Consider the following 25,865-nt stretch of genomic DNA (forward strand, 5'->3'; position numbering starts at 1 on the left):
GTGACGACACGCGGATGAACCGCCGGGGAAGATTACCCCACCGCGAGCGGGGCGGACAAAACGGGGGCCACCGAGTCAGTGGCTGTCCTCCGAGAGGGTGAGCTCGATGCCGCCCAGGAGGGCCGCGGACATGTTGTAGAGAAAGGCTCCCAGCGTCGCGATCGCGGTCACCAGGACGACGTCGATCACGGCCACGAGCATGGTGAAGCCCATCACCCGCGACATCCCGACGTAGTTCTCCACGTCGAAGTTCTGGGACTCCTGGCCACCGATCACGTTCTGCACCGAGGAGTTGATCGAGTCCCAGACCCCGGCTGCACCGAGCACGGACCAGACGATCACGACCGAGACGATGGTGACCACGGCCAGCGCGATCGACAACAGGAAGGCGGTCTTCATCACCGACCAGGGATCCACCCGACTCAGCCGCAGGCGCGCCTTGCGAGGCTGCTTGGCGGGCCCGGTCGCCGACTTCGGGCCGGCGACGACGGTGGTGCCCGGGCCCGCTCCGTCGGCCGGAGGCTTCGGGCTCGGACCACTGCCTGAGCTCAGAGCCCCCTGCAGTCGAGTGCGCCAATCGGCGCGCTCGGCGGTCTCCTCGACGCCCGCGTCATGGTCGACGCGCTGGGTGCGGGTGTCGGTCATCAGGCTTCACTCTCCCCGGTGTCGGAGTCGGGTCCAACCTCGATTGTTGCACTCGTTTCCTGATCTGCCACTTCAGCGACCTCGTCGGCCGTCTCCGCAGCGCCCTCGACACCTCCCTCGGCGGCCACGATCGCGTCCACTTCTGCCTCCACCTTCGACTCCACCGAACGGGCCACCACAGCCACCGCATCGCCGGGCTTCGGGGTCACGAACTTGACCCCCATGGTGGAGCGACCGGTCGCCCGGAACTGGTCGTTGATCGGGCTGCGCACGACCTGACCGGACTGGGTGATCGACAGGATCTCGTCACCCTCCTCGACGATGAACGCACCGACGAGTCCGCCGCGGTCCTCGTTGGCCAGCGACATCGCCTTCACCCCGAGTCCGCCGCGCGACTGCGCGCGGTAGTCGTTGATCCGGGTGCGCTTGGCGAAGCCGCCGTCAGTCATGGTGAAGACGTACTGCGGGGACACGTCAGCCCCGGTGTCCTCCGCGGACTCCTCGGCCGCCACCTGGGCGGCGCGGATCACCGACATCGACAGCATGGAGTCGGTGCTGCGGAACTTCATCCCCGCCACTCCGGACGTGGCCCGACCCATCGGCCGCAGCTGGGCGTCGTCCGCAGTGAACCGGATCGCCTGCCCCTTGCGGGAGACCAACAGGATGTCGTCGTCGGCGTTGACCAGCTCGGCGCCGATCAGCTCGTCGTCGTCCTCACGGAAGTTGATCGCGATCACGCCGGCCTGCCGCGGCGAGTTGTAGTCGCCGAGCCGGGTCTTCTTGACCAGGCCGTTGCGCGTGGCCAGCACCAGGTAGGGCGCCTGCTCGTAGTCGCGGATCGCCAGGACCTGCGCGATCGACTCGTCCGGCTGGAACGACAGCAACCCGGCCACGTGACCGCCCTTGGCGTCACGCGAGGCCTCGGGCAGGTTGTAGGCCTTGGTCCGGTAGACCCGCCCCGCCGTGGTGAAGAACAGCAGCCAGTGGTGGTTGGAGGTGGCGATGAAGTGCTGCACCACGTCGTCCCCGCGCAACGAGGCCCCACGAACGCCCTTGCCGCCGCGCTTCTGGGTGCGGTACTGGTCAGCTCGGGTGCGCTTGGCGTAGCCGCCCCGGGTGATCGAGACGACCAGGTCCTCGTCGGGGATCAGGTCCTCCATCGACAGGTCGCCGTCGGCCGCGATGATCTGGGTGCGCCGGTCGTCGCCGTACTTCGCGACGATCTCGCCGAGCTCCTCACCGATGATCCGGCGCTGACGGGCCTCGTTGGCCAGGATGTCCTCGAGGTCGGCGATCTCCAGCTCGATAGCGGCCAGGTCGTCGATGATCTTCTGTCGCTGCAGCGCCGCCAGCCGGCGCAGCTGCATGTTGAGGATCTCCTGCGCCTGCAGCTCGTCGACGTCGAGCAGCGTCATGAGGCCCAGCTTCGCCTCGTCGGCATCCGGCGAGTTGCGGATCAGCGTGATGACCTCGTCGAGCGCGTCCAGCGCCTTGACCAGGCCGCGCAACAGGTGGGCGCGCGACTCCGCGGCCGCCAGCCGGAAGCGGGTACGGCGCTGGATGACCTCGATCTGGTGGGTGACCCAGTTGCTGACGAACTGGTCGATCGTGAGGGTGCGCGGCACCCCGTCGACCAGGGCCAGCATGTTGGCGCTGAAGTTGGTCTGCAGCTCGGTGTGCTTGAGCAGGTTGTTGAGCACGACGCGGGCGACGGCGTCCCGCTTGAGGACGACGACCAGGCGCTGCCCGGTGCGGCCCGAGGAGTCGTCTCGCACGTCGGAGATGCCCTGGACCTTGCCCGAGTCGGCCAGCTCGGCGATCTTCAGCGCGAGGTTGTCGGGGTTGACCATGTAGGGCAGCTCGGAGATGACCAGGCAGGTGCGGCCCTTGTTGTCCTCGTCGATCTCGATGACGGCCCGCTGGGTGACCGATCCGCGGCCGGTGCGGTAGGCCTGCTCGATGCCGTCGCGACCCACGATGAGGGCACCGTTGGGGAAGTCGGGACCCTTGATGCGCTCGACCAGCGCATCCTGGAGCTCCTCACGGGTGGCGTCGGGGTGCTCGAGGGCCCACTGGGCGCCCTCGGCGACCTCGCGCAGGTTGTGCGGCGGGATGTTGGTGGCCATGCCGACCGCGATGCCGGCCGAGCCGTTGACCAGCAGGTTGGGGTAGCGGGCCGGCAGGACGGTCGGCTCCTGCGAGCGGCCGTCGTAGTTGGGCTGGAAGTCGACGGTGTCCTCGGCGATGTCGCGGACCATCTCCAGGGCCAACGGCGCCATGCGGCACTCGGTGTAACGCATGGCCGCAGCCGAGTCGTTGCCCGGTGACCCGAAGTTGCCCTGGCCGTGGATCAGCGGCGCCCGCATCACCCAGGGCTGTGCCAGGCGAACCAGGGTGTCGTAGATCGCGGTGTCGCCGTGCGGGTGGTACTGACCCATGACGTCACCCACGACGCGCGAGCACTTCGAGTAGCCGCGGTCGGGGCGGTAGCCGCCGTCGTACATCGCGTAGAGCACCCGTCGGTGCACCGGCTTGAGGCCGTCGCGTACGTCGGGCAGCGCCCGGCCGACGATGACCGCCATCGCGTAGTCGATGTAGGCCCGCTGCATGGTGGTCTGCAGCTCGATGGGCTCGATCCGGCCGCCGGGGCCTGGGTTCTCGGTGCTGTTCTCGGTCACGATCCGTCTTTCTGGAGAGTTCTATCGATGTCTAGGTTGTGAGCAAGAGACCTAGATATCGAGGAATCGAACGTCTTTCGCGTTGCGCTGGATGAAGGAGCGACGCATCTCCACGTCCTCGCCCATCAGCGTGGAGAAGATCTCGTCGGCCTGGGCGGCGTCGTCGAGCGTGACCTGCAGCATCAGCCGCTGATCGGGGTTCATCGTGGTCTCCCAGAGCTCGTCGGCGTTCATCTCACCGAGGCCCTTGTAGCGCTGCACCGGGTTCTCCTTGGGCAGCTTCTTGCCCGAGGCCAGGCCGTCGGCCATCAGCGCATCTCGCTCGGAGTCGGAGTAGACGAACTCGTGCTCGGCAGGCTTGTTCCAGCGCAGCCGGTAGAGCGGCGGCTGCGCCATGTAGACGTAGCCGTGCTCGATCAGCGGCCGCATGAACCGGAACAGCAGGGTCAGCAGGAGGGTGTTGATGTGGTGACCGTCGACATCGGCGTCGGCCATCATCACGACCTTGTGGTAGCGCAGCTTCTCGAGGTTGAACTCCTCGTGCACGCCCGTGCCGAGCGCGGAGATGATCGCCTGCACCTCGGTGTTGGCCAGCACCTTGTCGAGGCGGGCCTTCTCCACGTTGAGGATCTTGCCGCGGATCGGCAGGATCGCCTGGATGCGCGGGTCGCGCCCCTGGCGTGCGGAGCCGCCGGCGGAGTCGCCCTCGACGATGAAGACCTCGCACTCCTCCGGGTTGGTCGACTGACAGTCCGAGAGCTTGCCGGGCAGGCCTCCGCCGCCGAGCAGACCCTTGCGACCACGGGCCAGGTCACGTGCCTTGCGGGCCGCGATCCGGGCCGACGCGGCGGCCTGGGCCTTGCGCACGATGTCCTTGCCCTCGGAGGGGTTCTGCTCCAGCCAGGCACCCAGGCCGTCGTTGACGACGCGCTGCACGAAGCCCTTGGCCTCGGTGTTGCCGAGCTTGGTCTTGGTCTGTCCCTCGAACTGGGGCTCGGCCATCTTGATCGAGATGATGGCGGTCAGGCCCTCGCGGACGTCGTCGCCCGAGACCCGGTCCTCCTTCTTCTTGATCAGGTTCCACTGCTCGCCCCAGTGGTTGATCAGGGTGGTGAGGGCCGCGCGGAACCCCTCTTCGTGGGTGCCGCCCTCGTGGGTGTTGATCGTGTTGGCGAAGGTGTGCACCGACTCGGAGTAGGAGGTGTTCCACTGCATCGCCATCTCGAGCGACATCGGGTTGTCGGAGGTGTCGATGCCCTTGACGTCACCGGAGTCGGCCTCGAAGGAGATGACCGTCGGGTTGGCGTGCTGCTTGCGCCGGTTGAGGTGCTCGACGTAGTCGACCAGGCCGCGGTCGTACTTGAAGACCTGGGTCAGCCCGCCGCCCTCGCCCTTGCGCATCGCGTCGGTGCCGGCCTGGTCGATGTCGGCTGCCACGGTCTCGTCGCTGACGGCGTCGAGGACGTCGTCGGCGGCCGGCCGCTCGTCGTTGACGACGATCTCGAGGCCCTTGTTGAGGAAGGCCATCTCGCGGAACCGGTGCGTGATGGTCTCCAGCGAGTAGGTCGTGGTCTCGAAGATCTCGTCGCTGGCCCAGTAGGTCACCGCCGTGCCGGTCGACTCCCCCGGCTCCATCGGGCGCACCTGCTCGAGCTCGCCGTCGGGGACACCGAGGCTGAAGCTCTGGCGCCACAGGTGACCACGGTTGCGGACCTCGACGATGAGGTGGGACGACAGTGCGTTGACCACCGACACACCGACACCGTGCAGACCGCCGGAGACCTTGTAGCCGCCGCCGCCGAACTTGCCGCCGGCGTGCAGCATCGTCAGCGCCATCGTCACCGCCGGCATGTCCTGCCCAGGGGCGGTGTCGGTCGGGATGCCTCGACCGTTGTCCTCGACGCGGACCGCTCCGTCTGCCTGGAGGGTGACCAGGATGCGGTCACAGAAGCCGGCCAGCGCCTCGTCGACCGAGTTGTCCACGATCTCCCACACCAGGTGGTGCAGGCCGCGCTCCCCGGTGGAGCCGATGTACATGCCCGGGCGCTTGCGCACCGCTTCGAGTCCCTCGAGGACCTGGATGGCGGAGGCGTCGTACGTCGTGCCTTCCGCGGGAGCAGTGGAGCTGACTTCCTCAGACACGCGTACCTCTTCTGTTCGTGCTTGCCACATGAAGGAGGCCGCGGCAAGAAAGCCGGCGACCTAACGTCCATGATAGCCCTCTGAGGGCCGGATTCCACGCACACGCCCTTGTTATGGGGGTGGATCTGCGGACAAACATGCTGATCTGAGCCCTCTGAAGGCGGATTCTGCCGCCGTTCAGGGGGTCCGGTGGGTCCCCATACGTCCAAGAGGCCCTCAGATCGGCATATCGGGCGTCAGCCGTAGGTGTCGCGGGGGCCGCGCCCCGGCACACTGAGCCTGCCCTTCTTCCAGGACTTCTGACTCGGTCCCTGCACGTCGAGGAACGTCACCGTGCCGTCGCCGAGGTCCTCGTTGAGCCGGCGTACGACGTTGGCGGCCAACAGGGTGAGCTGGGTGGCCCACGCGGTGGAGTCGGTGCGCACCAGCAGCCGCCCCTCCGCGAACGAGTCGGGGGTGCAGTGCTCGGCGATGGCGTCGCCGACGATCTCGCGCCACCGCCCGAACACCCCGTGCACCCGCAGGTCGGTCTCCCAGCCCAGATCGTCGACCAGCCGGCCGACCGTGGTGTCCAGGCGCTGGGGATCGCGGTCATCGGGGTGGGCACCGGTCGACTGCGTGAACCTGCGTCGCCGCGTCGAGCTCCGCCGCTGGGACTGCTGACCCGATTGGCCCGGGCGGCCCCGCGCCGCCCCGGCGAGCGACTTCGAGATCAGCCGAGCGAGCTCGAGACCGGAGTCATCGTTCGGAGCCTCGCTGCTCGAGCCCGCCTCGCCGGTCGAGCTTGCCTCGGTGGTCGAGCTTGTCGAGACCACGGCGTCCTCATCCGACACGGGTCACCTCACCCTCCGCAACGGCGTACCGGACCCCGGCCAGGACCTCAGGGACGTCGGCCTCGACCGCCGCGGTGACCAGCACCTGCTCAGCACCGGCGACCAGCTCGGCGAGCTGCTGGCGCCGCTCTGTGTCGAGCTCGGCGAAGACGTCGTCCAGGATCAGGATCGGATCGTCACCGTCGCTGCGCAAGAGGTCGTAGGAGGCGAGTTTGAGGGCGAGCGCGAAGGACCACGACTCCCCATGGGAGGCGTAGCCCTTGACCGGAAGCCGCACATCGCCGTTGCCCAGCGTCAGCACCAGCTCGTCACGATGAGGGCCGACCAGCGAGATCCCCCGGTCGAGCTCGTCGTTGCGGCGACGCTCCACCTCGGCCAGCAGAGCAGCGGTCAGAGCGGCACGATCCGGAAGCGTGGTCCCGCCGGGCTCGCCAGCGGGCAGGGGGAGCTCGAAGGACGGCTTGTAGTCGATCTCGGCGTCCTCGCGCGAGGCACCACGAGCGACCGTGGCGTAGGCCTTGCCCAGGTAGGGGCGCAGATCCTCGACGAGCCGCAGACGTTCGAACAGGATCTCGGCGCCGGTCCGCGCCAGGTGGTCGTTCCACACCCCCAGCGTGGACAGCGCCCCCTCCTGGGAGGTGGAGCCCCGACGTGCGGCACCAGCAGTCTTCAGCAGGGAGTTGCGCTGGCGCAGGACCCGGTCGTAGTCCGAGCGCACCCCCGCCAGGCGTGGAGTGCGCAACACGAGGAGGTCGTCGAGGAACTTGCGCCGGTCCGACGGATCCCCCTTGACCAGGGTCAGGTCGTCGGGCGAGAACACGACGGTGCGGATCAGCCCGATCAGCTCACGCGAGCGCGGCAGCGGTGACCTGTTGACCCGGGCCCGGTTGGCCCGCCCCGGGTTGAGCTCGACCTCGAGTACGGCGGTGCGCCCGTCACGCACGACGGCGGCGCGGATGATCCCCTGGTCGGTCCCGGCTCTGACCAGCGGGGCATCCGTGGCCACCCGGTGCGACTGGAGCCGCGACAGGTAGTCGATGGCCTCGACGAGGTTGGTCTTGCCCTGGCCGTTGCGGCCGACGAAGGCGACGACCCCCGGCTCCAGCGGCACATCGAGGTCGGCGTAGGAGCGGAAGTTGTGCAGCGTGAGGTGAGCGACGTGCACGACTCCCTTTCTCAGGCCGGCGCGGCGTCGCCACCGGCCGGCGGGCCGGCGTGCACGGCGTGACCACCGAACTGGTTGCGCATGGCCGCGATCGCCTTCATGGCGGGGCTGTCGTCCTGGCGTGAGACGAAACGGGCGAACAGCGACGCGGCGATGGCCGGCACCGCGACAGCGTTGTCGATCGCAGCCTCCACCGTCCAGCGCCCCTCCCCGGAATCCTCGGCGTAGCCCTGGATCTTCGACAGTCCGGGGTCCTCGTCCAGCGCGGCGACCAGCAGGTCGAGGAGCCAGGAACGGATCACCGTGCCTTCCTTCCACGAGCGGAAGACATCGGTGACGTTGTCGACCAGGTCCACCTTCTCCAGCAGCTCCCAGCCCTCGGCGTAGCTCTGCATGATTGCGTACTCGATGCCGTTGTGGACCATCTTGGAGAAGTGGCCCGCCCCCGGCGCCTTGCCGGCGTGGACACAGCCGAAGTCACCCTCGGGACGAAGGGCGTCGAAGGCCGGCTGGACCTTCGCGACGTCGGCGTCGGCACCGCCGTACATCAGCGCGTAGCCGTTCTGCAGACCCCAGACCCCGCCCGAGACACCACAGTCGACGAAGCCGATGCCCTTCTCGGCGAGCATCGCGGCGTTGGCCTGGTCGTCGGTCCAGCGCGAGTTGCCACCGTCGACCACCAGGTCGCCCTCACCGAGCAGGTCGCCCAGCGCGGCGATCGTCTGACGCGTCGGGTCGCCGGCGGGCACCATCACCCAGACCACCTTGGGGCTGGGCAGCGCGGCCACCAGGTCCTCGAGACTGCCCACGTCACTGACGTCCGGGTTGCGGTCGTAGCCGACCACGCTCACGCCGCCGTTGCGCAGACGGGTGCGCATGTTGCCGCCCATCTTGCCCAGACCGATGAGTCCCATGTCCATGTGCGTAACCCTTTCGTCGTGGGTGGGTCAGGAGAGCAGGCGACGCGGCATCAACAGGTAGCGGAAGCCGTCGGAGTCGGAGTCGTCGGCCGCACCGCTCATCACCACCGGTTTGGACGCCTGGGTGAACGCGAGCTCGACCACGGGCTGTTCGATGGCAGTCAGGCCGTCGAGCAGGAACTGAGGGTTGAAGCCTGTCGTGATGTCGTCGCCGTCGATGGCGGCCTCGATGGACTCCGAGGCCTGAGCCTCTTCACCGGAGCCGGCATCCAGTGTCAGGACCCCGTCGCTGAAGGCGAGCTGGACCGCCGTGTTGCGTTCGGCCACCAACGCGACGCGCTTGACCGACTCGATGAGCGACACCTTGTCGACCCGCGCGGTGGTCTGGTGCTCGTTGGGGAACAGGCTGCGCACCTTGGGGAACTCGCCGTCCAGCAGGCGCGTGGTCGTGCGGCGGATGCCACCTGGTGCCGCGCCCTCGAAACCGATGATGCCCTCGCCGGATCCACTGGCGGCCAGCGCGATGGTCACCTGGCTCCCCGCGGTCAACGACTTGGCCGTGTCGGCCAGCACCTTCGCCGGGACCAGCGCTGCGAGCGACTCGTCGGGCGAGTTCGGCTGCCAGGTCAGCTCGCGTTGGGAGAGTCGGAAGCGGTCGGTGGCCAACAGCGAGATGGTGGAACCGTCGATCTCGATGCGGACCCCGGTGAGCACCGGGAGCATGTCGTCGCGTCCGGCTGCCGTCACCGCCTGGGCCACCGCGTGTGCGAAGACATCGCTGTCGACGGTGCCGCTGGCCGACGGCATGGTCGGGAGCGTCGGGTATTCATCCACCGGCAGCGTCTGCAGACTGAAGCGGGCCGACCCACAGGTCAGCGAGACCTTCGTGCCCTCCAGCACCATTTCGACCGGCTTGTTGGGAAGGCTGCGGCAGATGTCGGCGAGCAGGCGTCCGCTGACCAGGGCGCGACCCTCGGCGGACACGTCGGCCGAGAGGGTCGCCCGGGCCGAGGTCTCGTAGTCGAAGGTGGACAGCTGCAGGCCGTCGCCGGACTCGGTGGTGCCGGCCTCGATCAACAGACCGGCCAGGACGGGGACGCTGGGTCGGACCGGCAGGCTGCGGGCCGCCCAGGCGACAGCATCTGCGAGCACGTCGCGCTCGACGCGGAACTTCACGACTCGTTTGCCTTTCGGTGGACCGATGACACGTCTTGGACTGTGAATCCTGCCATGAGGCACCGACGAGTGGGAGTTCTCCCCAGATCGGAGGTCAGTCGTCTTTGCACGATGGTGTGATCCATAACTGGTTGAGTAGTCGTCATAGGGTCGGTGGAAACTGTGGATGAACCCTATTGATGCAGGTCAGGTGCCGTTTGCGTGTCCACATGGTGTGTGGAGGAACCTGGGGATGACGTGGCGTTCGTGGGGAGGGTGGAGCCTGTCGGCAGCCTGGGTGGGTAGTGAGTGCACAGGCTGTGCACCGCGAAACGGGGCGTGGGCACAGGGCTGTCCACATCTCACACCGTTGTAGTTCGGCCGCCTCAGCCCCGGGCCTGCTTGACCCGGTTGGTCAGCTCGCTCACCTGGTTGAAGACCGAGCGGCGCTCGGCGAGCAGCTGGTTGATCTTGCGGTCGGCGTACATCACGGTGGTGTGGTCGCGGTTGCCGAACTGGGCCCCGATCTTCGGCAGGGACAGGTCGGTCAGCTCACGGCAGAGGTACATCGCGATCTGCCTGGCCTGCACCAGGTGCCGGCCCCGGCTCGGGCCGCAGAGGTCCTCGATCGAGATGCCGAAGTAGGCAGCTGTCTGCGCGATGATCACCGCCGCGGTGATCTCGGGCTCGGCGCCTTCGGGGATCAGGTCGCGCAGCACGATCTCGGCGAGAGTCAGGTCGACCTCTTGTCGGTTGAGGTTGGCGAACGCGGTGACCCGGATGAGAGCACCCTCGAGCTCGCGGATGTTGGTCTGGATCTTGGAGGCGATGAACTCCAGTACGTCGGGAGGTGCTGTCAGCCGGTCCATGGCTGCCTTCTTGCGGAGGATCGCGATCCGCGTCTCGAGGTCAGGCGGCTGCACGTCGGTGATCAGACCCCACTCGAAGCGGTTGCGCAGCCGGTCCTCGAGCGCTTCCAGGCGCTTCGGCGCCCGGTCTGAGGTGAGCACGATCTGCTTGTTGGCGTTGTGCAGCGTGTTGAAGGTGTGGAAGAACTCCTCCTGGGTCTGCGTCTTGCCCTCGAGGAACTGGATGTCGTCGATGAGGAGCACGTCGACGTCGCGGTACTGGCGCTTGAAGCGGTCCTGGCGGTCGTCACGAATCGAGTTGATGAACTCGTTGGTGAACTCCTCACTCGACACGTAGCGGACCTTGGCTCCGGTGTAGAGGCTGCGGACGTAGTGACCGATCGCGTGGAGGAGGTGGGTCTTGCCGAGCCCGGAGTCTCCGTAGACCAGGAGTGGGTTGTAGGCCTTGCCCGGAGCCTCGGCCACAGCGATGGCGGCGGCGTGGGGGAACCGGTTCGACGGTCCGATGACGAAGGTCTCGAAGGTGTACTTGGGATTGAGCCTGGTCTCCATGGCGTTGGGTTTGCCGCCCGTGGCCATCATGGAGGTGTTTGTCGACAAGTCGATCTGTTGACTTGGGGACTCTTCAGGCGCGGCCTCGGGCTGGGGCTCGGGCACCGCCCCGTCGTCGAGGAGCGGGTTCACCGTGACCGCGATCCGGATCTGGTGCCCGAAAGCCTCGGTCAACGAGTCCTCGAGGCGGGTGCGCAGGCGGCCCTCGAGCTGGGTGCGGGTGAAGTCGTTGGGAACCGCGATGATCGCGGTGTGCTCGTGGAGCGTCACCGGCTCGCTGGCGCTCAGCCAGGCCCGCAGGCTCGGCTGCAGGTCGTTGACCAGCGTGCGCCATACCGTCGTGAGGTCCACGTCTGCGCCTGGACCGCTGGACTGGTCATCCCGGTCGTCTGCCCCGTATTCCACTGCTGCTCCACTTCCTGAATCTGACCTGCGGATGACTCCGGGACCCACGTCCGAGGGCCAGTCAGGCGTTTTTTTCCACAACCTTGTCCACAATCTGTGCAACCAGTGTCCATCGCTGTGCCCGAAGCCGGCGCGAGCGGGTCTCAAACCCCGGTAGCTGCACGTTTGTGCTGGTCAGACGGGTGTTGAGAGAGATTGTGACCCACACCACAACTGCCCCGTGGAGCGGGTCGAGGCCCTCTGTGCGGCGCCCTCGGAAGCCTGAACCTAACAAGTTGCCGGTGGTTGCGACAACCCGTCATCCACAGGGCAGGCCATCGCGAGTTTGACCCTGTCTCCGACGGGCGCGTACCGTTGTGCGGTCACCGTGTGTCGACCGGTGCCGCATGTCCACAACAGATCGTGTGAGTGATCACTTGTGGGTGGGCGGTGCCAGCCGAAAGGCCAGCCGCCCACTTCACCCGGTGTGGACACGTCCGAAGAAAATGACCTGGCATCGGAGAACCAGCCGTGAGCAAGCGTACGTACCAGCCGAACAACCGTCGTCGCCACAAGGTGCACGGGTTCCGCCTGCGCATGCGCACCCGTGCCGGCCGCAGCATTCTGTCTGCGCGTCGACGCAAGGGTCGCAGCAGCCTGTCGGTCTGACCCGGTCCACCACAGTTCCGCCCGTGCTGGCCAAGGCGAACCGTCTCACGTCGAGTGAGGGTTATCGCCGGACCACGCGCTCGGGGTCCCGAGCCGGGTCCCGCACGCTGGTCCTGCACCTGCTCCGCGAGGAGCAGGAGGGTCATCCGGAGATCGGATTCGTGGTGAGCAGGGCAGTCGGCAACGCTGTCATCCGCAATCGAGTGAAGCGCAGACTTCGCCACCTCACCCGGGAACGACTCTCGTCGCTCCCGGGTTCGTGTGTGCTCGTGGTGCGCGCACTCCCGCCGGCTGGATCGGCGGACTCCACGGAACTCGGGGCGGACCTGGATCGTTGCCTGAAGCGAGTGCTTTCATGAAGCACCTGCTGATCGGCGTCCTGAAGCTCTACCGTCTCCTGATCAGCCCGCTCTACGGCCAGGTGTGTCGCTATCACCCGTCCTGTTCTGCCTACGCCCTCGAGGCGGTGACGGTGCACGGCAGCCTGCGTGGCAGTTGGCTCGCCGCTCGCCGTGTCGGTCGCTGCCACCCGTGGGCAGCCGGCGGCTACGACCCCGTTCCACCCGTTGCGAAGCGGGCCAACTCCCAGACTCAAGGAGCCTGAGTGTCGATCTTCGGAACCATCGGTGGCGCGATCATGGCCCCGCTCTACTACGTCACGAGCGCGGTCCTGGTCGGTTGGCACTGGGTGTGGAGCCTGATCTTTCCCGCTGAGTCCGGTGCCGCCTGGGCCCTGTCGATCGTGGGTCTCACGCTGGTCATCCGTGCCGCCCTGATCCCGCTGTTCGTGAAGCAGATCAAGTCCAGTCGCAACATGCAGCTGCTGCAGCCACGGGTCAAGGAACTCCAGAAGAAGTACGGCCACGACCGCGAGAAGCTCGCTGCGGAGACGATGGCGCTGTACAAGGAGACCGGGACGAACCCCTTCGCCTCCTGCCTGCCGCTGATCCTGCAGATGCCGATCTTCTTCGCGCTGTTCCGATTGATCGACCAGGCCGCCAAGAACCAGACCTCGCACAGCTTCCTGACGAAGGATCTCGCCACCCAGTTCGCCAATGCCGAGCTGTTCGGTGTCCCGATCTCGCAGAGCTTCACCAACGCCGACCACATCGGCGTGCAGATCATGGCCGGCATCCTCGTCGTGGCGATGACCCTGACGACGTTCCTCACGCAGCGTCAGCTGATGAGCAAGAACATGCCTGCCGACGCCATGACGGGGCCCTACGCCCAGCAGCAGAAGATGCTGCTCTACGTGCTGCCGCTCGTCTTCGCCGTGGGTGGGGTCGCGTTCCCGGTGGGTGTGCTCATCTACTGGACGACCTCAAACCTCTGGACCATGACTCAGCAGTTCTACGTGATCCGCAACAACCCAGCCCCCGGGACGCCGGCGGAGAAGGCCAAGCAGGAGCGTGACGCAGCCAAGGCTGCCAAGCACGGGCACCCGCCGGTCGTGTTGGAGAAGGCCCCTGAAGAAGAGGCCGCCCCGCCGCCAGCCCCGGTCCGTCAGCAACCCAAGCGCCAGCCGCGGAGCCAGCGCGGCAAGAAGCAGCCACCAGGCAAGGCGCCGAAGAAGGGCTCCCCGCCACCATCCGCATCGCCAGGAGAGAACGCATCGTGACCGAAGAGCAGGCTGAAGACGTGACCGAAGACGTGACCGGGACTGTCGACGAGGACGCCCCCGAGGAGTCGTCCGACGACGCCGACGTGGAGGAATCGGACGAGACAGAGGGTGGCGACGGCGCCGGCCGGCCGTCGCGGCTCGAGCGTCTGGAGAACGAGGGCGACATCGCCGCCGACTACCTCGAAGAGCTGTTGGACATCGCTGACCTCGACGGCGACCTGGACATGGACGTCGAAGGGGATCGCGCCGCTGTGTCCATCGTGGGGGCCGACCTCTCCCAGTTGGTCGGCGCTCGCGGGGAGGTGCTCGACGCCCTCCAGGAGCTCACGCGTTTGGCTGTCTACCGGGAGACCGGGGAGCGGTCGCGGCTGATGCTGGACATCGGCGGCTTCCGCGCCGAGAAGCGTGCCTCCTTGGAGAAGATGGCTGCCGAGCTGGTAAGCCGGGTCAAGGAGAGCGGCGAGCCGGCTTCACTTGAGCCCATGTCGCCGTTCGAACGCAAGGTGGTCCATGACGTCGTGGCTGCAGCCGGGCTGGTGTCCGAGTCCCAGGGCACTGAGCCGCGCCGCTACGTCGTGGTGCAGCCGGCCTGATCCGGATGGATGTTTCACGTGAAACACCCGCTGTGCCTGACTCGGCACAGCGGGTTTTCTCTGTCGGCTTCGAGGCCGCTGTTCGGTACGCCGAACTACTCGCGACGGAAGGCACCCTCCGCGGTCTCATCGGCCCGCGCGAGGTCCCGCGGCTCTGGGAGCGACACCTGCTCAATTCGGCTGCCCTGTCAGCCGAGATCCCACCGGACAGTTCCGTGTGTGACATCGGCTCCGGCGCGGGACTGCCCGGCCTGGTCCTCGCGATCGCCCGGCCCGACTTGTCGGTGACCCTGGTCGAGCCGCTGCTGCGGCGTACGACGTTCCTGGATGAGGTGGTCGCTGACCTGGGGCTGGCGCAGGTCGAGGTGGTCCGGGCCCGAGCCGAGCAGCTTCACGGAAGCCGGACCTTCGACGTGGTGACGTCACGAGCGGTAGCCCCGTTGGATCGCCTGCTCGAATGGTCCATGCCCCTTGTGTCTCCCGAGGGGTGCCTGCTCGCGTTGAAGGGGTCGTCGGTCGCGGACGAGGTGCGTGAGCATGCTGCCGTGCTGCGTCGCTTGCATTGCTCCGAGCCGGAGATCCTGGAGTTGAGAGTCCCTGGGGTTGAGCGGCCAACCTTTGCCGTGCGGGTGGCCTGGGCGCACCCCGGACAGGTAAGTTCTGACAGGGCCGCCGGATCAGGGCCGCTCGGGTCGACAGAAGGCCGCTCCAAGCGACGGTCACGTCGGGAGAAATGAATCGTGACTGAGGAGACTCAGAAGTTATCCACCGGTTCAACGCCCCCAGTTGAGCGTGACTATCCACAGATTGTCGATGTTTTTCCACAGGGAGGGCCCTCGATGGTCTCAACGGATCCAGGTGCTGGTGCCAACGAGTTCGGTGCGGATGTTTCACGTGAAACCATGACGACATCGCCGTTCACGGTTCGGACGGCGGCGCAGATGGCGGGCCAGCTCGGTGGGGAGCCGGACGCACTCCACGACTCCACCACTCCCTTGGCGCGAGCCGCCGAGAGCACGATCCTCGCCCGTACCGGTCGGCCGCCACTCCCGCGCCCCCACGCCACCCGAGTCCTGGTCGTGGCCAATCAGAAGGGTGGCGTCGGCAAGACGACGTCGACAGTGAACATGGCAGCCGCCCTCGCTCAGCTCGGGCAGCGCGTCCTGGTGATCGATCTCGATCCGCAGGGCAATGCCTCCACCGCGCTCTCCATCCCGCATCACCGGGGAGTGCCCTCCACCTACGACATGCTCGTGGAGGGTGTGCCGCTTGCGGACGTGATGCAGGAGTCCGAGGAGGTTTCCGGGCTCTTCGTCGTGCCCGCCACCATTGACCTGGCGGGCGCCGAGATCGAATTGGTCAGCCTGGTTGCTCGCGAGAACCGATTGCACCGGGCGATCCAGGCCCACCCGCAGATCGGCTCGGCTCACGAGGCCGGCGAGGACCGGCTCGACTACGTGCTCGTGGACTGTCCGCCCTCGCTCGGCCTGCTGACCCTGAACGCCCTCGTGGCTGGCGCTGAGATGCTGATCCCGATCCAGGCCGAGTACTACGCCCTCGAGGGCCTGGGTCAGCTGCTCGAGACCGTGGACATGGTCAAGGCACATCTGAACCCTCGCTTGGTCGTCTCAACGATCCTCATCACCATGTACGACGGCCGCACCCGGCTGGCAGCAGGTGTCGCCGAGGAGGTCCGCGAACACTTCGGTGAGCAGGTGCTGCGCACGAGCATTCCCCGCTCGGTTCGTGTGTCCGAGGCACCCTCCTACGGACAGACCGTGATGACCTACGATCCGGGCTCACCCGGCGCACTGTGCTACCTCGAGGCGGCGCGCGAGATGGCCACCAAGGGGACCCGATGAATCAGAAGCAGCCACAGCGGCGTGGCCTCGGCCGGGGCCTTGGCTCCCTGATCCCCACGTCGCCAGCGGGCAGGCCCTCCGACATCGGGACCGTCGACTCGACCGACGGCCACCAGCCCGCCGACGGACAGGCGCAGCCGGAGACGGGCCTGCCGACGGCGCCCGCAGGTGCCTACTTCGCGGAACTGCCACTGACCCAGATCATCCCCAACCACGCGCAGCCTCGGCAGGTGTTCGACGAGGAGGCGATGGCTGAGCTGGTGCACTCCATCACCGAGGTCGGACTGCTGCAGCCCATCGTCGTACGCCGCACCGGCGAGGACACCTTCGAGCTCGTGATGGGGGAGCGCCGTTGGCGAGCCGCGCAGCTCGCCGGGCTCAACGTCATTCCGGCGATCGTTCGCGAGACCGGTGACAACGACATGCTGCGCGACGCGCTGCTGGAGAACCTGCACCGCTCGCAACTGAACCCCTTGGAAGAGGCGTCCGCCTACGCTCAGCTGTTGGAGGACTTCGGCTGCACGCACGAGGACCTGGCCCAGCGCATCGGCCGGTCGCGACCGCAGATCAGCAACACCCTGCGACTCCTCAAGCTGTCGCCCGCCGTGCAACGACGTGTGGCTGCCGGCGTACTGTCCGCCGGACACGCGCGCTCGCTGCTCGCCGTCTCCGACAGTGACATCCAGGATCGCCTTGCACAGCGGGTGGTCGCTGAGGGCATCAGCGTGCGCGGCCTCGAGGAGATCGTCGCCGTCGGAGAGCACGGTGGACGCGCAGAGCGGCAGGTGCGTCGTCGCCCCACGGCTCCCGGCCTCGCCGATCTCGCTGAACGGCTCTCGGACCGCCTGGAGACCCGGGTCAAGGTCGAGCTGGGCAGATCCAAGGGCAAGATCACCGTCGAGTTCGCCTCGCTCGACGACCTGCGCCGCATTGTCGACATCATGGACCCGCGCAACCGGAGCGATCGCCCGATCTAGCCGGGGAGTGCTCGTCCTCGCGGGATAGTCCCGAACGAAGTGCACCGCTGAACGGCGTGTCGCGGTGCACTTCGTTCGGGACTATCAAAGGCGGCAGCGCGAATGTTGATAAGTCGACAAAACGATAAAGGGACAAAGAGATGCAGGGGTAGAGGAAGGGGTTTTCTACTTCCTCTTGGCGCGGCGGGCTTCGGCGCGACGGCGCTTCTCCGTGGCCTCGAGGACTGCGGCTTCCTCGAGGGTGGGTGCGCTGCCGCCATACGACTGGGGGAGCCACCACGAGCCCGGGGGCTGCTCGTCGGCCGGGTAGGCCTTGATGGTCTGGTCGAGCAGGTCGGTCATGGCCGCCTTGAGCGCTGCCGTCTCGCCCACCGGGTCGGCGCCGGTCGGGTGCTGCGGCGTGCCCACCGTGATCGCGATGGTCTTGCCCCGCGACAGGTCACGCGGGTGGTCCTTGGTGATCATCCGCTGCGTGCCCCACAGGATCACCGGGACCAGCGGCACCTGCGCCGCAGCGGCGATCCGCACTGCACCGGTCTTGAACTCCTTGAGCACCATCGCGCGTGAGATGGTGGCTTCCGGGAAGATCCCGACGGCCTCGCCGGCCGCGAGATACTCCAGCGCCTTCTGGTAGGAGCCGATGCCGTCAGCGCGGTCCACCTCGATGTGGTGAAGCGAACGCATCAGCGGACCCGCGAGAGCATGGTCGAACAGCTCCCGCTTGGCCATGAAGCGCACCAGGCGCCCGGACGGGTTGGCTGCCAGTCCGCCGTAGATGAAGTCCACATAGCTGATGTGGTTGACCGCGAGCAGCACCCCGCCTGACCTCGGCACGTTGTCGGTGCCGGTCATCTGGAAGGTCTGCCCCAGGGCCCGGAAGGCCGTCTTCGCCGTCAGGATGATCGGCGGATAGGTCAGGTCACGCATCCGAGGCACCCGTCCGTGCCACGGCCGCTCGCACCAGCGAGGTCATCACCTTGCCGAGATCCTGGCCCGCCGCCTGGATCGACAACGGGACCGTGGAGGTCTCGGTGAACCCCGGCGCCACGTTGACCTCCAGGAACCACACCTCGCCGTCGGCGTCGACGATGAGGTCGGAGCGAGACAGGTCCCGCAGGCCCAGGGCCTCGTGGGCCTGGACCGCTACCTCGGCACAGCGCCGGGAGAGCTCAGGGGAGAGCCGTGCGGGGACCACGAACTCCGTGGAGCCGGCGGTGTAGCGGGCGGTGTAGTCGTAGACCCCGCCGTCCGGCTTGATCCCCACCGCGGGGAGCGCCTGCGGCCCGCTGCCGTCGTCGATGACCGGCACCGCCACCTCGTCACCGCTGACGAACTGCTCCAGGAGCGCGACGTCACCGTAGGCGAAGGCATTGATCATGGCTGTGGGCAGCTCGGCCGCCTCGCGCACCACCGTGCAGCCGAGTGCGGACCCGCTGCGTGCCGGCTTCACCATCAGCGGCAACCCCAGCTTGGCGACCAGGGCGTCCATCACCGCCACCGCCCCGAGCTCTCGGAAGGTCTCGTGGGGCAGGCAGTACCACTCCGGCGTGTTGATCCCCACCGCCCGGACGATCGTCTTGGCGACCGGTTTGTCGAAGGCGGTGCGGCACACGGCGGGGCGGGACCCGACGTAGGGCACGTCCAGGAGCTCCAGCACCTCACGTACGGCCCCGTCCTCGCCGGCCTCGCCGTGCAGCATGGGGATCACGCACGCGGGGCGCTCGGACGACAGGGACGGCAGCAGAGCGGCATCGACGTCGCGCTCCTCGACCTCGACGCCGTCGTGGCGCAGCGCCTCAGCGACCCGTCGCCCTGAGCGCAGGGACACATCGCGTTCGTGCGACAGCCCACCGGCCAGGACCACGACCCGACCGGCCGCCCTGTCGGGGGACGAAGGGGCCTGCTCTGTCGAGACCATGGGTTCCTCCTGATCGGGTGCCATCAGGTCATGTCCGTGCTGGGTCCGTCGTAGCCACTTCGTGGATTGAGGCCGGGCGCCGGGCTCATCGCCCCGAAGGTCTCGCGCAGCTCGAGCTCCTGCTCCAGCACACCGGCCAGGCGCCGTACGCCCTCGCGGATGCGGTCGGGTGTGGGGTAGCAGAACGACAGGCGCATCGACCCGGACCCGAAGCCGTCAGCGAAGAAGGCGGTCCCCGGCACGTAGGCGACCCGCGCCGTCACCGCCCGAGGCAGCATGGCTTTGGCATCGATCCCGGGGGGCAGGGTGAGCCAGACATAGAACCCACCTGACGGCACGTTCCACGTGCAGGCCGCCGGCATGTGCGTGGCGAGGGCATCGACCATGGCATCGCGGCGCTCGCGGTACATCTCCCGGAAGCCCTTGATCTGGCCCTGCCAGTCGTGCTCGCGCAGATAGGCCGAGATCGCCATCTGGCTGAACGAGGAAGGACACAACGTGGCCGACTCCTGGGCGAGGACGAGCTTCTCGCGCACGGCGTGGGGGGCCAGAGCCCAGCCGACCCGGAACCCCGGAGCGAACGTCTTGGAGAACGAGCCCAGGTAGATCACGCCCTCGGCCTCGTCCGCGCGCATGGCGCGCATCGGCTCCTGGTCGAAGCCGAGGAGACCGTAAGGGTTGTCCTCGAGGACCAGGATGTCGGCCTCACGGCAGATCTCGAGGACCTCGCGCCGGCGCGCCAGCGACAGGGTCACGCCGGCCGGGTTGTGGAAGTTGGGGATCGTGTAGAGGAACTTGATCCTCTTGCCAGCCGCCTTGACGGCCGTGATGGCCTGGCGAAGGGCCTCGGGCACCAGCCCGTCGGCGTCCATCTCGACATGGACGACGTCGCACTGGAAGGACTTGAACACGCCCAGCGCCCCGACGTACGACGGTGCCTCGCACAGCACGACGTCTCCGGGATCGCAGAAGATCCGGGTGACCAGGTCGACCGCCTGCTGGGACCCGACGGTGATGACGATGTCGTCGGGGTGCGCGTCGATGCCCTCCAGGCGCATCACATCGGTGATCTGCTCGCGCAGGACCGGATCACCCTGCCCGGAGCCGTACTGCAGCGCCGTCGGCCCCTGGTGGGCGATCAGGTCACTGATGGCGTTGCCGACGATGTCGAGCGGAAGGCCGGAGATGTTGGGCATCCCACCTGCCAGCGAGACGACCTCGGGACGGGAGGCGACCGCGAACAGGGCCCGGATCTCGGAGGCGGTCATACCCTTGGTGCGGGCTGCATAGCGGTCGACATAGCTGTCGAGCCGGGTGCTGTTGCGAGCGATCTCGTTCATGGCCCCTCTAGCATGGATCATCGCACGGTCCCGCGCAGCACGTGGGTCGTGATCTGGGCAGATCTGGAGGGGTGTGATGGCACGCCGAACCGCGCCGCTGACGGTCGATCGGCTCGCCGACCTGCCCACGGCCTGCCGGGCCTGCCTCTTCTGGGAGCTGGACCCGGTACGACGCCAACGGGTGCCCAGTCAGGATGCGGCCGAGGAGAAGCAGGGCTGGGTCTCTGAGGTGCTGCGCGAGTGGGGTTCCTGCGGCCGGGTCGCCTTGGTCGACGACATGGTCGTGGGCTACGTGATCTACGCCCCCGCGCCCTACGTGCCCGGAGCAGACTCGTTCCCCACCGCCCCGGTGTCGGCCGACGCCGTCGTGATGACCACGTTGTACGTCGACCCCGCCCACCGGCACGGCGGCATCGGGCGGCTGCTGGTCCAGGGCATGGCCCGAGACCTGATCCAACGGGGCGGGATCCGGGCGGTCGAGGCGTTCACCGACACCCGCGGGCGGTCAGGTCACTGCATGGTGCCCACGGAGTTCTGTCGGCGGGTCGGGTTCAAGACCCAGCGCGCGCACACCACGAGACCGCGGATGCGGATGGACCTGCGCAGCGTCCTGACATGGCGCGACGAGGTCGAGCAGGCGCTTGAGAAGCTGTTGGGCGTCGTGCGCCCGATCGTGCACCCGGCACCGAAGGCATCTCGGCCTTCGGCCCGGGGCACGAACTGATCAGCGCTGGATCAGTTGATGAACTCGGCGATCTCGTTGAGCAGCGCGGCCTTCGGCCGGGCGCCCACGATGGACTTCACGACCTCGCCGCCCTGGTAGACGTTGATGGTCGGGATGCCGGTGACCCGGTAGGACGACGGGGTGACCGGGTTCTCGTCGACGTTCATCTTGACGAAGGTGATCTTGTCGCCGTGCTCGGTGTTGAGCTCGTCGAGGATCGGCGCGACCTGACGGCACGGGCCGCACCATTCGGCCCAGAAGTCGACCAGCACAGGCTTGTCGGACTTGAGGACGGCGGTGTCGAAGTCGGCGTCGGTCACGGCTGCAATGTTGCCCACGAGTTTCCCTTTCGAAGGAGATGAGGTCTGGTGCTGATTCAACACCTGATCGGGGACAGTTGTTCCCGACCCGGCGGGTGGTGACGGGTCAGGCGCCCGCGGTCTGGACCTCCTCGACGAGCACCTCGGCGGCACCGGCGGTGGAGGCCTGGTGGTCGAGATGCGCGATGTAGCGCTCGGCGTCGAGCGCTGCTGCGCAGCCGGTCCCGGCGGCGGTGATGGCCTGACGGTAGTGGTGGTCGACCAGGTCGCCCGCGGCGAACACGCCCGGCAGGTTGGTGGCGGTGGAGGGGTGGTCCACCAGGACGTAGCCGTCGTCGTCGAGGTCGACCTGGCCACCTAGGAGCTCCGAGCGCGGGTCGTGGCCGATCGCGATGAACAGGCCGGTCACGTCGAGGGGGCGCAGGTCGCCGGTGACGGTGTCGCGCAGGATCACGCCGGTGAGCTTGTCGTCGCCCTCGATGGAGGCGACCTCCGAGTTCCACACCATCTCGAGCTTCGGGTCGGCGAAGGCACGCTCCTGCATGATCTTGGAGGCGCGCAGCTCGTCACGACGGTGGATCAGGAACACCCGGGAGCCGAAGCGGGTCAGGAACAGCGCCTCCTCCAGGGCGGAGTCGCCTCCGCCGACGACGGCGATGGCCTGCTCGCGGAAGAAGAACCCGTCACAGGTGGCACACCAGGAGACGCCGCGACCGGAGAGCTCCTCCTCGCGGGGCAGACCGAGCTTGCGGTAGCCCGAGCCGGTGGAGAGGATCACCGAGCGGGCGGTGTAGGTGTCGGTGGCGGTCTTGACGACCTTCACGTCGCCGGTGAGGTCGACCTCGATGACGTCGTCGGAGATCAGCTCGGCACCGAAGCGCTCGGCCTGGGCGCGCATCTCGTCCATCAGGGCCGGGCCCATGATGCCGTCGCGGAAGCCCGGGAAGTTCTCGACCTCGGTGGTGTTCATCAAGGCGCCGCCGGCTGTGACCGAGCCCTCGAAGACCAACGGGTGCAGCGCGGCGCGCGCGGCGTAGACGGCGGCCGTGTAGCCGGACGGGCCGGAACCGATGATGATGACGTTGCGGGGGTCGGACATGCGAGCACTGCTCCTTGCGGGCCGCGTGGTCGCGGCGCTGGTATCGGGTACGTCGTTGTCAACCGATCGTAGGCGTCCGGCATTCCACGGTGCGAGAGCACCCGCGCTGCGGACCGCCTCGAGCCGGGAATCAGGGCGCGGGGATCTCCACGCTGCGCACGAAACCCGGCGGGTTGCAGCGGTAGAGATCGACCTTCTGCAGGTTGCCGGCCGGGGTGCGATAGACCAGGGTGGCCAGCTTGCCGGCGTACCTGACCGCGATCGCCTGCTCGCCGGGCCCGGGGTCCAGGCACGCCTTGCGCACCGACAGGCTGCTGGCCGCAGACTCGGTGTCGCGGGCTGCGGCGACGTCGCTGTCGAAGCGGTCGCGGGTGACCAGCGCCAGGTCGCTGAGGAAGGTGCTGGGCTGTCGGGAGGTGGGATCGGTGCCCTTGGGCTCGTCCAGGGCGCCCTCCGGCATCCGGCTGTCTGAGCTGCTACCCCCAGCGGCGCTGTCCGCGCTGTCGTCGGAACCCATCTGGCCGGTGAGCTGGCCGAAGCCGAAGCCGACGGCGACGATGGCCACAGCCGCGACCAGCAGCTGCGTGGCGCGGGTACGTCGACGTCGTGCGGCGAGGTCGGCGACCGGCGCGCCAGGGGTGCTGCTTGCGGTGGGTGTCGTCCGACGTTCGTCAGCCAGCGAGCCCAGCACGCGGTCCAGGCGCTCGGCCACCGCGTCGGGAAGGGGCTCGGTGTGCCGCGCCGCGGCGAGCCGGCGCCGTACGGCGTCCTCCTGGGCAGGGGTCAGTTCGCGATCATCGGTGGTCATGGGCTCACCTCCTTGCGGGCCGTGGGGCGTGGGGACTCAGTCGTTGTAGCGCGGTGGTGGCGCTCGGGCGGGATCCGTGGATGGGACGATCGGTGCGGCCCGCAGGTTCCGGTGAGGTGGGTCACCCGGCTCGGGGGCGTCGGGTACGCCGAGCAGCACCGCCAGGCGGGCACGCCCGCGCGAGCACCGGCTCTTGACCGTGCCGACCGCACAGTCGAGCATCTCGGCGACCTCCGAGACCGGGTAGCCCTCCATGTCCACCAGCACCAGGGCCGCACGCTGCTCGGCCGGCAGGGTCGCCAGGGCGTCGAGCACCTGGCGCCGGGTGTCGTCCACCTCGGCTGCGGTGGCCGGGTCGACGGCGTCGCCGGCAGTGGAGAGCGAGCCGCGGCCGGCGTACTCCTCGAGGTCGTCGGGGAGGTGGTCGGTGGCGCGGACCTTCTGCGACCGGATCCGGTCGAGACAGGCGTTGACGACCACGCGGTGCAGCCATGTCGTCACCTGGGCCTCGCCCCGGAACGTGTCGGCCCGCCGGAAGGCCGCGATCAGGCCGTCCTGCAGGCCGTCGGCGGCGTCGTCGGGGTTGCCCATGGTGCGCAGGGCGACGGCCCAGAGCCGGTCGCGGTGCCGCGCGAACAGCTCGCCGAAGGCCTCGGTGTCGCCCTCCACGTGGGCGCTGAGCAGGTCCGCGTCGGAGCGCGGCGTCATGACCGCACGACGATCTCGGAGATCTCACCGCGGAACGAGCCGTTCTCGGGCTCGGGCAGGGAGGTCAGCCAGACGAGCACGAAGCGACCCGTCGTGTCCTCGGGCAGCTCGACCGAGAGGGCATCCCCCTGGGCCGTCCCCGATCCGCTGGGGTCACCACCCGGGACCTGCGTCGGTGCCTTGGCCAGCACGTAGACCGAGACGCTGGTGGGAGACCCGACGAGGTCGAGGTCGACCTGGCCCACCGGCTGGGCCGAGCCGAGGTCGAGCACCAGCCCGACGCCGTCCTTCAGCCCACCCGGTCCGAAGTCCTGCAGGTACGACGAGGTGCGCCAACTGGTCCCGCGATCCCCGTCGATGGCGTTGTCGGCCAGCTCGGGGTACTCCTCAGGGGGATCGCCCTGAGGGTCGAAGTCGGTGACGCCGACCACCTTGACGGCGGCCCCGGGGTCGGCCGTGCTGCCCGGGCCGCCGGTGGTCGGGTCGGTGCCGGGGTCGCTGGTGGAGCCGTCGCGGGTGAGCGCGATGGCGAACGCCACCGCAGTCAGCAGCAGGGCCGCGGCCGCGATCAGGGCGGCGAGGCGCAGGAACGATCGTCCCGGGATCCGGCCCTCGTCGTCGTCGGCGTCGACGATCGGCCCGGTCCCGGTCCCGTTCGTGGGGTGGCTGATCGGGTGGCCGGTGTCCCAGGGCCAGTACTCGGTGCCCGAAGCAGGCGCACCGCTGGCCTGCCCTGCGGACCCCGGGCGCGCCCCCGTCGACGGGCCCTCGGCGGCCGGGTCGCGGGGACGGCGTACCGGATCGGGGGCGTAGAGCGGCCGCTCGGGTGGCTGCTCGAAGCGGGGCGGCGGTGGCGGAGGGTCAGCCCGAGGGGTCAGCCATTCGGACTCGAAGACCGGTACGCCGGCCACCGTGGCTCCGGGGTCGGGCGCCGCCTCAGCCTCGGAGGGTGGCGCGGGACTGTCCTCGGTGCGGGCTTCGGGCTGTTGCTCGGGCAGGTGCCCGAAGGGCGGGTCGACCGGCGCGACCTGGGGGCCGAACGGAACCGGCGCGGACCAGGCCACGGTCGGGGCGTGGTCCTTCTCGGCCGCCGCCAGGACCCCGGGGTCGCCCACGAAGTCGATCAGGGCCTCGTGGATGGCGGCCGCCGAGTCGATGGTGCGGGCATGACTCCCCGCGGTGTGGGCGAACGGGCTGAGGACCTCGTCGCAGACGACGTCGAGCGGTTTGGGGATGCCGGCGCGGACCTTGCGGGGTCGCAATGGCTGGCCGCCCTCCTGTGGGGCCCGCGGCAGGGTTGAGGACGAGACTCCCGGCCACTTGCCGACCAGGCAGGCGTAGAGCAGCCCGGCCAGGTCCACGGTGTCGGTCGAGCGCCGGCCGGCGGGCAGGCCGTGCAGGGCTGCGTCCACAGCGAAGCCGATGATCTTGACCGACCCGTTGTGGTCGATCAGCACGTTCTCCGGGACCAGCCTCCCGTGGGCCTGGCCCAGGCCGTGTGCCTTGGCGATGGTCTCGGCGACCTCCGAGACGATCCAGGCGGCCCGGCGCGGCGACAAGGGACCGTCGGCCAGCAGGATGTCGAGGGACTGGCCCGATCCCCATTCGTTGACGACGAAGCAGATGCCACTGCGTTCGTCGGCGTCGAGCACTCGGAGGATCCGGCTGTCGGTGACGGTCGCCGAGCGCTTGGCGGCTTCGAGCAGCAGCGGTGCCCGAGGATCGGTGGCCCCGATGACGTGGAAGGCGACGTGACGAGCCAGGATCTGGTCGAAGGCTCGCCAGAACAGACCGCCCTCGGTCTCGTGCAGCAGGTCGAGCATGCGGTAGCGGTCAGCGACGATGTCGCCGGTCCGGATCGAATTCGGCACCGCACCCCCTCC

25 protein-coding genes are annotated in these 25,865 nt (G+C 68.3%); 9 read left to right on the plus strand and 16 right to left on the minus strand.

Going from position 1 to position 25,865, the window contains the following annotated elements; genetic code table 11:
- Positions 1 to 75: 75 nt before the first annotated feature.
- The 8 genes from AB7I40_RS08195 to dnaA all read right to left on the minus strand — a co-directional run bounded on the left by AB7I40_RS08195 (position 76) and on the right by dnaA (position 11,364).
- Entirely contained in the window at positions 76 to 645 is a 570-nt protein-coding gene (locus AB7I40_RS08195) for a DUF3566 domain-containing protein (protein ID WP_428347667.1), read from the minus strand.
- A complete protein-coding gene (gene gyrA / locus AB7I40_RS08200; RefSeq protein WP_428347674.1) occupies positions 645 to 3,254 on the minus strand; it encodes a DNA gyrase subunit A in 2,610 nt (869 codons plus the stop codon). Before gyrA ends, AB7I40_RS08195 begins: the two co-directional genes overlap by 1 nt.
- Before the next feature lie 120 nt (positions 3,255 to 3,374).
- Entirely contained in the window at positions 3,375 to 5,495 is a 2,121-nt protein-coding gene (gene gyrB / locus AB7I40_RS08205; RefSeq protein ID WP_428347668.1) for a DNA topoisomerase (ATP-hydrolyzing) subunit B, read from the minus strand.
- Positions 5,496 to 5,701: 206 nt separating this feature from the next.
- Positions 5,702 to 6,298, minus strand: coding sequence for a DUF721 domain-containing protein (locus tag AB7I40_RS08210; RefSeq protein WP_428347669.1), 597 nt, complete (start codon positions 6,296 to 6,298; stop codon positions 5,702 to 5,704).
- Entirely contained in the window at positions 6,288 to 7,463 is a 1,176-nt protein-coding gene (recF, locus tag AB7I40_RS08215) for a DNA replication/repair protein RecF (protein ID WP_428347670.1), read from the minus strand. The genes AB7I40_RS08210 and recF overlap by 11 nt, the downstream gene beginning before the upstream one ends.
- Positions 7,464 to 7,474: 11 nt before the next feature.
- The gene (gnd, locus tag AB7I40_RS08220; RefSeq protein WP_428347940.1) at positions 7,475 to 8,383 is read right to left on the minus strand and encodes a phosphogluconate dehydrogenase (NAD(+)-dependent, decarboxylating); all 909 of its coding nucleotides are present in this window, start codon (positions 8,381 to 8,383) and stop codon (positions 7,475 to 7,477) included.
- Positions 8,384 to 8,410: 27 nt separating this feature from the next.
- Complete coding sequence (gene dnaN, locus AB7I40_RS08225; protein ID WP_428347941.1) at positions 8,411 to 9,559, minus strand: DNA polymerase III subunit beta; 1,149 nt, start codon at positions 9,557 to 9,559, stop codon at positions 8,411 to 8,413.
- 365 nt (positions 9,560 to 9,924) lie between these two features.
- Positions 9,925 to 11,364, minus strand: coding sequence for a chromosomal replication initiator protein DnaA (gene dnaA / locus AB7I40_RS08230; RefSeq protein WP_428345478.1), 1,440 nt, complete (start codon positions 11,362 to 11,364; stop codon positions 9,925 to 9,927).
- Positions 11,365 to 11,874: 510 nt separating this feature from the next.
- Here dnaA and rpmH point away from each other — a divergent pair.
- The 8 genes from rpmH (at position 11,875) to AB7I40_RS08270 (ending at position 17,065) form a co-directional block, all read left to right on the plus strand.
- Positions 11,875 to 12,012, plus strand: coding sequence for a 50S ribosomal protein L34 (gene rpmH, locus AB7I40_RS08235; RefSeq protein ID WP_428345479.1), 138 nt, complete (start codon positions 11,875 to 11,877; stop codon positions 12,010 to 12,012).
- Between the two features lie 23 nt (positions 12,013 to 12,035).
- Complete coding sequence (rnpA, locus tag AB7I40_RS08240; protein ID WP_428345480.1) at positions 12,036 to 12,371, plus strand: ribonuclease P protein component; 336 nt, start codon at positions 12,036 to 12,038, stop codon at positions 12,369 to 12,371.
- Entirely contained in the window at positions 12,368 to 12,616 is a 249-nt protein-coding gene (gene yidD, locus AB7I40_RS08245) for a membrane protein insertion efficiency factor YidD (protein WP_428345481.1), read from the plus strand. Before rnpA ends, yidD begins: the two co-directional genes overlap by 4 nt.
- Positions 12,617 to 13,630: a membrane protein insertase YidC gene (gene yidC, locus AB7I40_RS08250; RefSeq protein WP_428345482.1), complete on the plus strand. Its 1,014-nt coding sequence runs from the start codon at positions 12,617 to 12,619 to the stop codon at positions 13,628 to 13,630. It begins immediately after the preceding gene.
- The gene (locus tag AB7I40_RS08255; RefSeq protein ID WP_428345684.1) at positions 13,624 to 14,226 is read left to right on the plus strand and encodes a protein jag; all 603 of its coding nucleotides are present in this window, start codon (positions 13,624 to 13,626) and stop codon (positions 14,224 to 14,226) included. The genes yidC and AB7I40_RS08255 overlap by 7 nt, the downstream gene beginning before the upstream one ends.
- A 32-nt stretch (positions 14,227 to 14,258) precedes the next feature.
- Complete coding sequence (rsmG, locus tag AB7I40_RS08260; protein ID WP_428345483.1) at positions 14,259 to 14,963, plus strand: 16S rRNA (guanine(527)-N(7))-methyltransferase RsmG; 705 nt, start codon at positions 14,259 to 14,261, stop codon at positions 14,961 to 14,963.
- A 165-nt stretch (positions 14,964 to 15,128) separates the two neighbouring features.
- Entirely contained in the window at positions 15,129 to 16,088 is a 960-nt protein-coding gene (locus tag AB7I40_RS08265; protein WP_428345484.1) for a ParA family protein, read from the plus strand.
- The gene (locus AB7I40_RS08270) at positions 16,085 to 17,065 is read left to right on the plus strand and encodes a ParB/RepB/Spo0J family partition protein (protein WP_428345485.1); all 981 of its coding nucleotides are present in this window, start codon (positions 16,085 to 16,087) and stop codon (positions 17,063 to 17,065) included. Before AB7I40_RS08265 ends, AB7I40_RS08270 begins: the two co-directional genes overlap by 4 nt.
- Positions 17,066 to 17,230: 165 nt before the next feature.
- Here the strand turns inward: AB7I40_RS08270 and AB7I40_RS08275 are convergent, their stop codons facing one another.
- The 3 genes from AB7I40_RS08275 to AB7I40_RS08285 are packed head-to-tail and all read right to left on the minus strand — an operon-like array spanning position 17,231 to position 20,323.
- Positions 17,231 to 17,992 carry a lysophospholipid acyltransferase family protein gene (locus AB7I40_RS08275; protein ID WP_428345486.1) on the minus strand — a complete coding sequence of 254 codons (762 nt, stop codon included), beginning with the start codon at positions 17,990 to 17,992 and terminating at the stop codon, positions 17,231 to 17,233.
- A complete protein-coding gene (locus tag AB7I40_RS08280) occupies positions 17,985 to 18,983 on the minus strand; it encodes a D-alanine--D-alanine ligase family protein (protein WP_428345487.1) in 999 nt (332 codons plus the stop codon). The genes AB7I40_RS08275 and AB7I40_RS08280 overlap by 8 nt, the downstream gene beginning before the upstream one ends.
- A gap of 23 nt (positions 18,984 to 19,006) precedes the next feature.
- Positions 19,007 to 20,323, minus strand: coding sequence for a PLP-dependent aminotransferase family protein (locus AB7I40_RS08285; RefSeq protein WP_428345488.1), 1,317 nt, complete (start codon positions 20,321 to 20,323; stop codon positions 19,007 to 19,009).
- Between the two features lie 76 nt (positions 20,324 to 20,399).
- On the opposite strand from AB7I40_RS08285, the gene AB7I40_RS08290 reads away from it, so the two are divergent.
- A complete protein-coding gene (locus AB7I40_RS08290) occupies positions 20,400 to 21,047 on the plus strand; it encodes an N-acetyltransferase family protein (protein ID WP_428345489.1) in 648 nt (215 codons plus the stop codon).
- A gap of 11 nt (positions 21,048 to 21,058) precedes the next feature.
- On the opposite strand, the gene trxA is transcribed toward AB7I40_RS08290, so the two are convergent.
- The 5 genes from trxA to AB7I40_RS08315 form a co-directional block, all read right to left on the minus strand.
- Positions 21,059 to 21,385 (minus strand): thioredoxin family protein, encoded by a 327-nt coding sequence (gene trxA, locus AB7I40_RS08295; protein ID WP_428345490.1) that lies wholly within the window; start codon positions 21,383 to 21,385, stop codon positions 21,059 to 21,061.
- Positions 21,386 to 21,473: 88 nt separating this feature from the next.
- The gene (gene trxB / locus AB7I40_RS08300; protein ID WP_428345491.1) at positions 21,474 to 22,466 is read right to left on the minus strand and encodes a thioredoxin-disulfide reductase; all 993 of its coding nucleotides are present in this window, start codon (positions 22,464 to 22,466) and stop codon (positions 21,474 to 21,476) included.
- A 130-nt stretch (positions 22,467 to 22,596) separates the two neighbouring features.
- On the minus strand, positions 22,597 to 23,274 hold the full coding sequence (locus tag AB7I40_RS08305) for a hypothetical protein (RefSeq protein WP_428345492.1): 678 nt from the start codon (positions 23,272 to 23,274) through the stop codon (positions 22,597 to 22,599).
- A 36-nt stretch (positions 23,275 to 23,310) separates the two neighbouring features.
- The gene (gene sigM / locus AB7I40_RS08310) at positions 23,311 to 23,982 is read right to left on the minus strand and encodes an RNA polymerase sigma factor SigM (protein ID WP_428345493.1); all 672 of its coding nucleotides are present in this window, start codon (positions 23,980 to 23,982) and stop codon (positions 23,311 to 23,313) included.
- Positions 23,979 to 25,853, minus strand: coding sequence for a hypothetical protein (locus AB7I40_RS08315; protein WP_428345494.1), 1,875 nt, complete (start codon positions 25,851 to 25,853; stop codon positions 23,979 to 23,981). The genes sigM and AB7I40_RS08315 overlap by 4 nt, the downstream gene beginning before the upstream one ends.
- Positions 25,854 to 25,865 lie beyond the last annotated feature (12 nt).

The organism is Nocardioides sp. (genome assembly GCF_050246775.1).
GTDB lineage: Bacteria > Actinomycetota > Actinomycetes > Propionibacteriales > Nocardioidaceae > Nocardioides.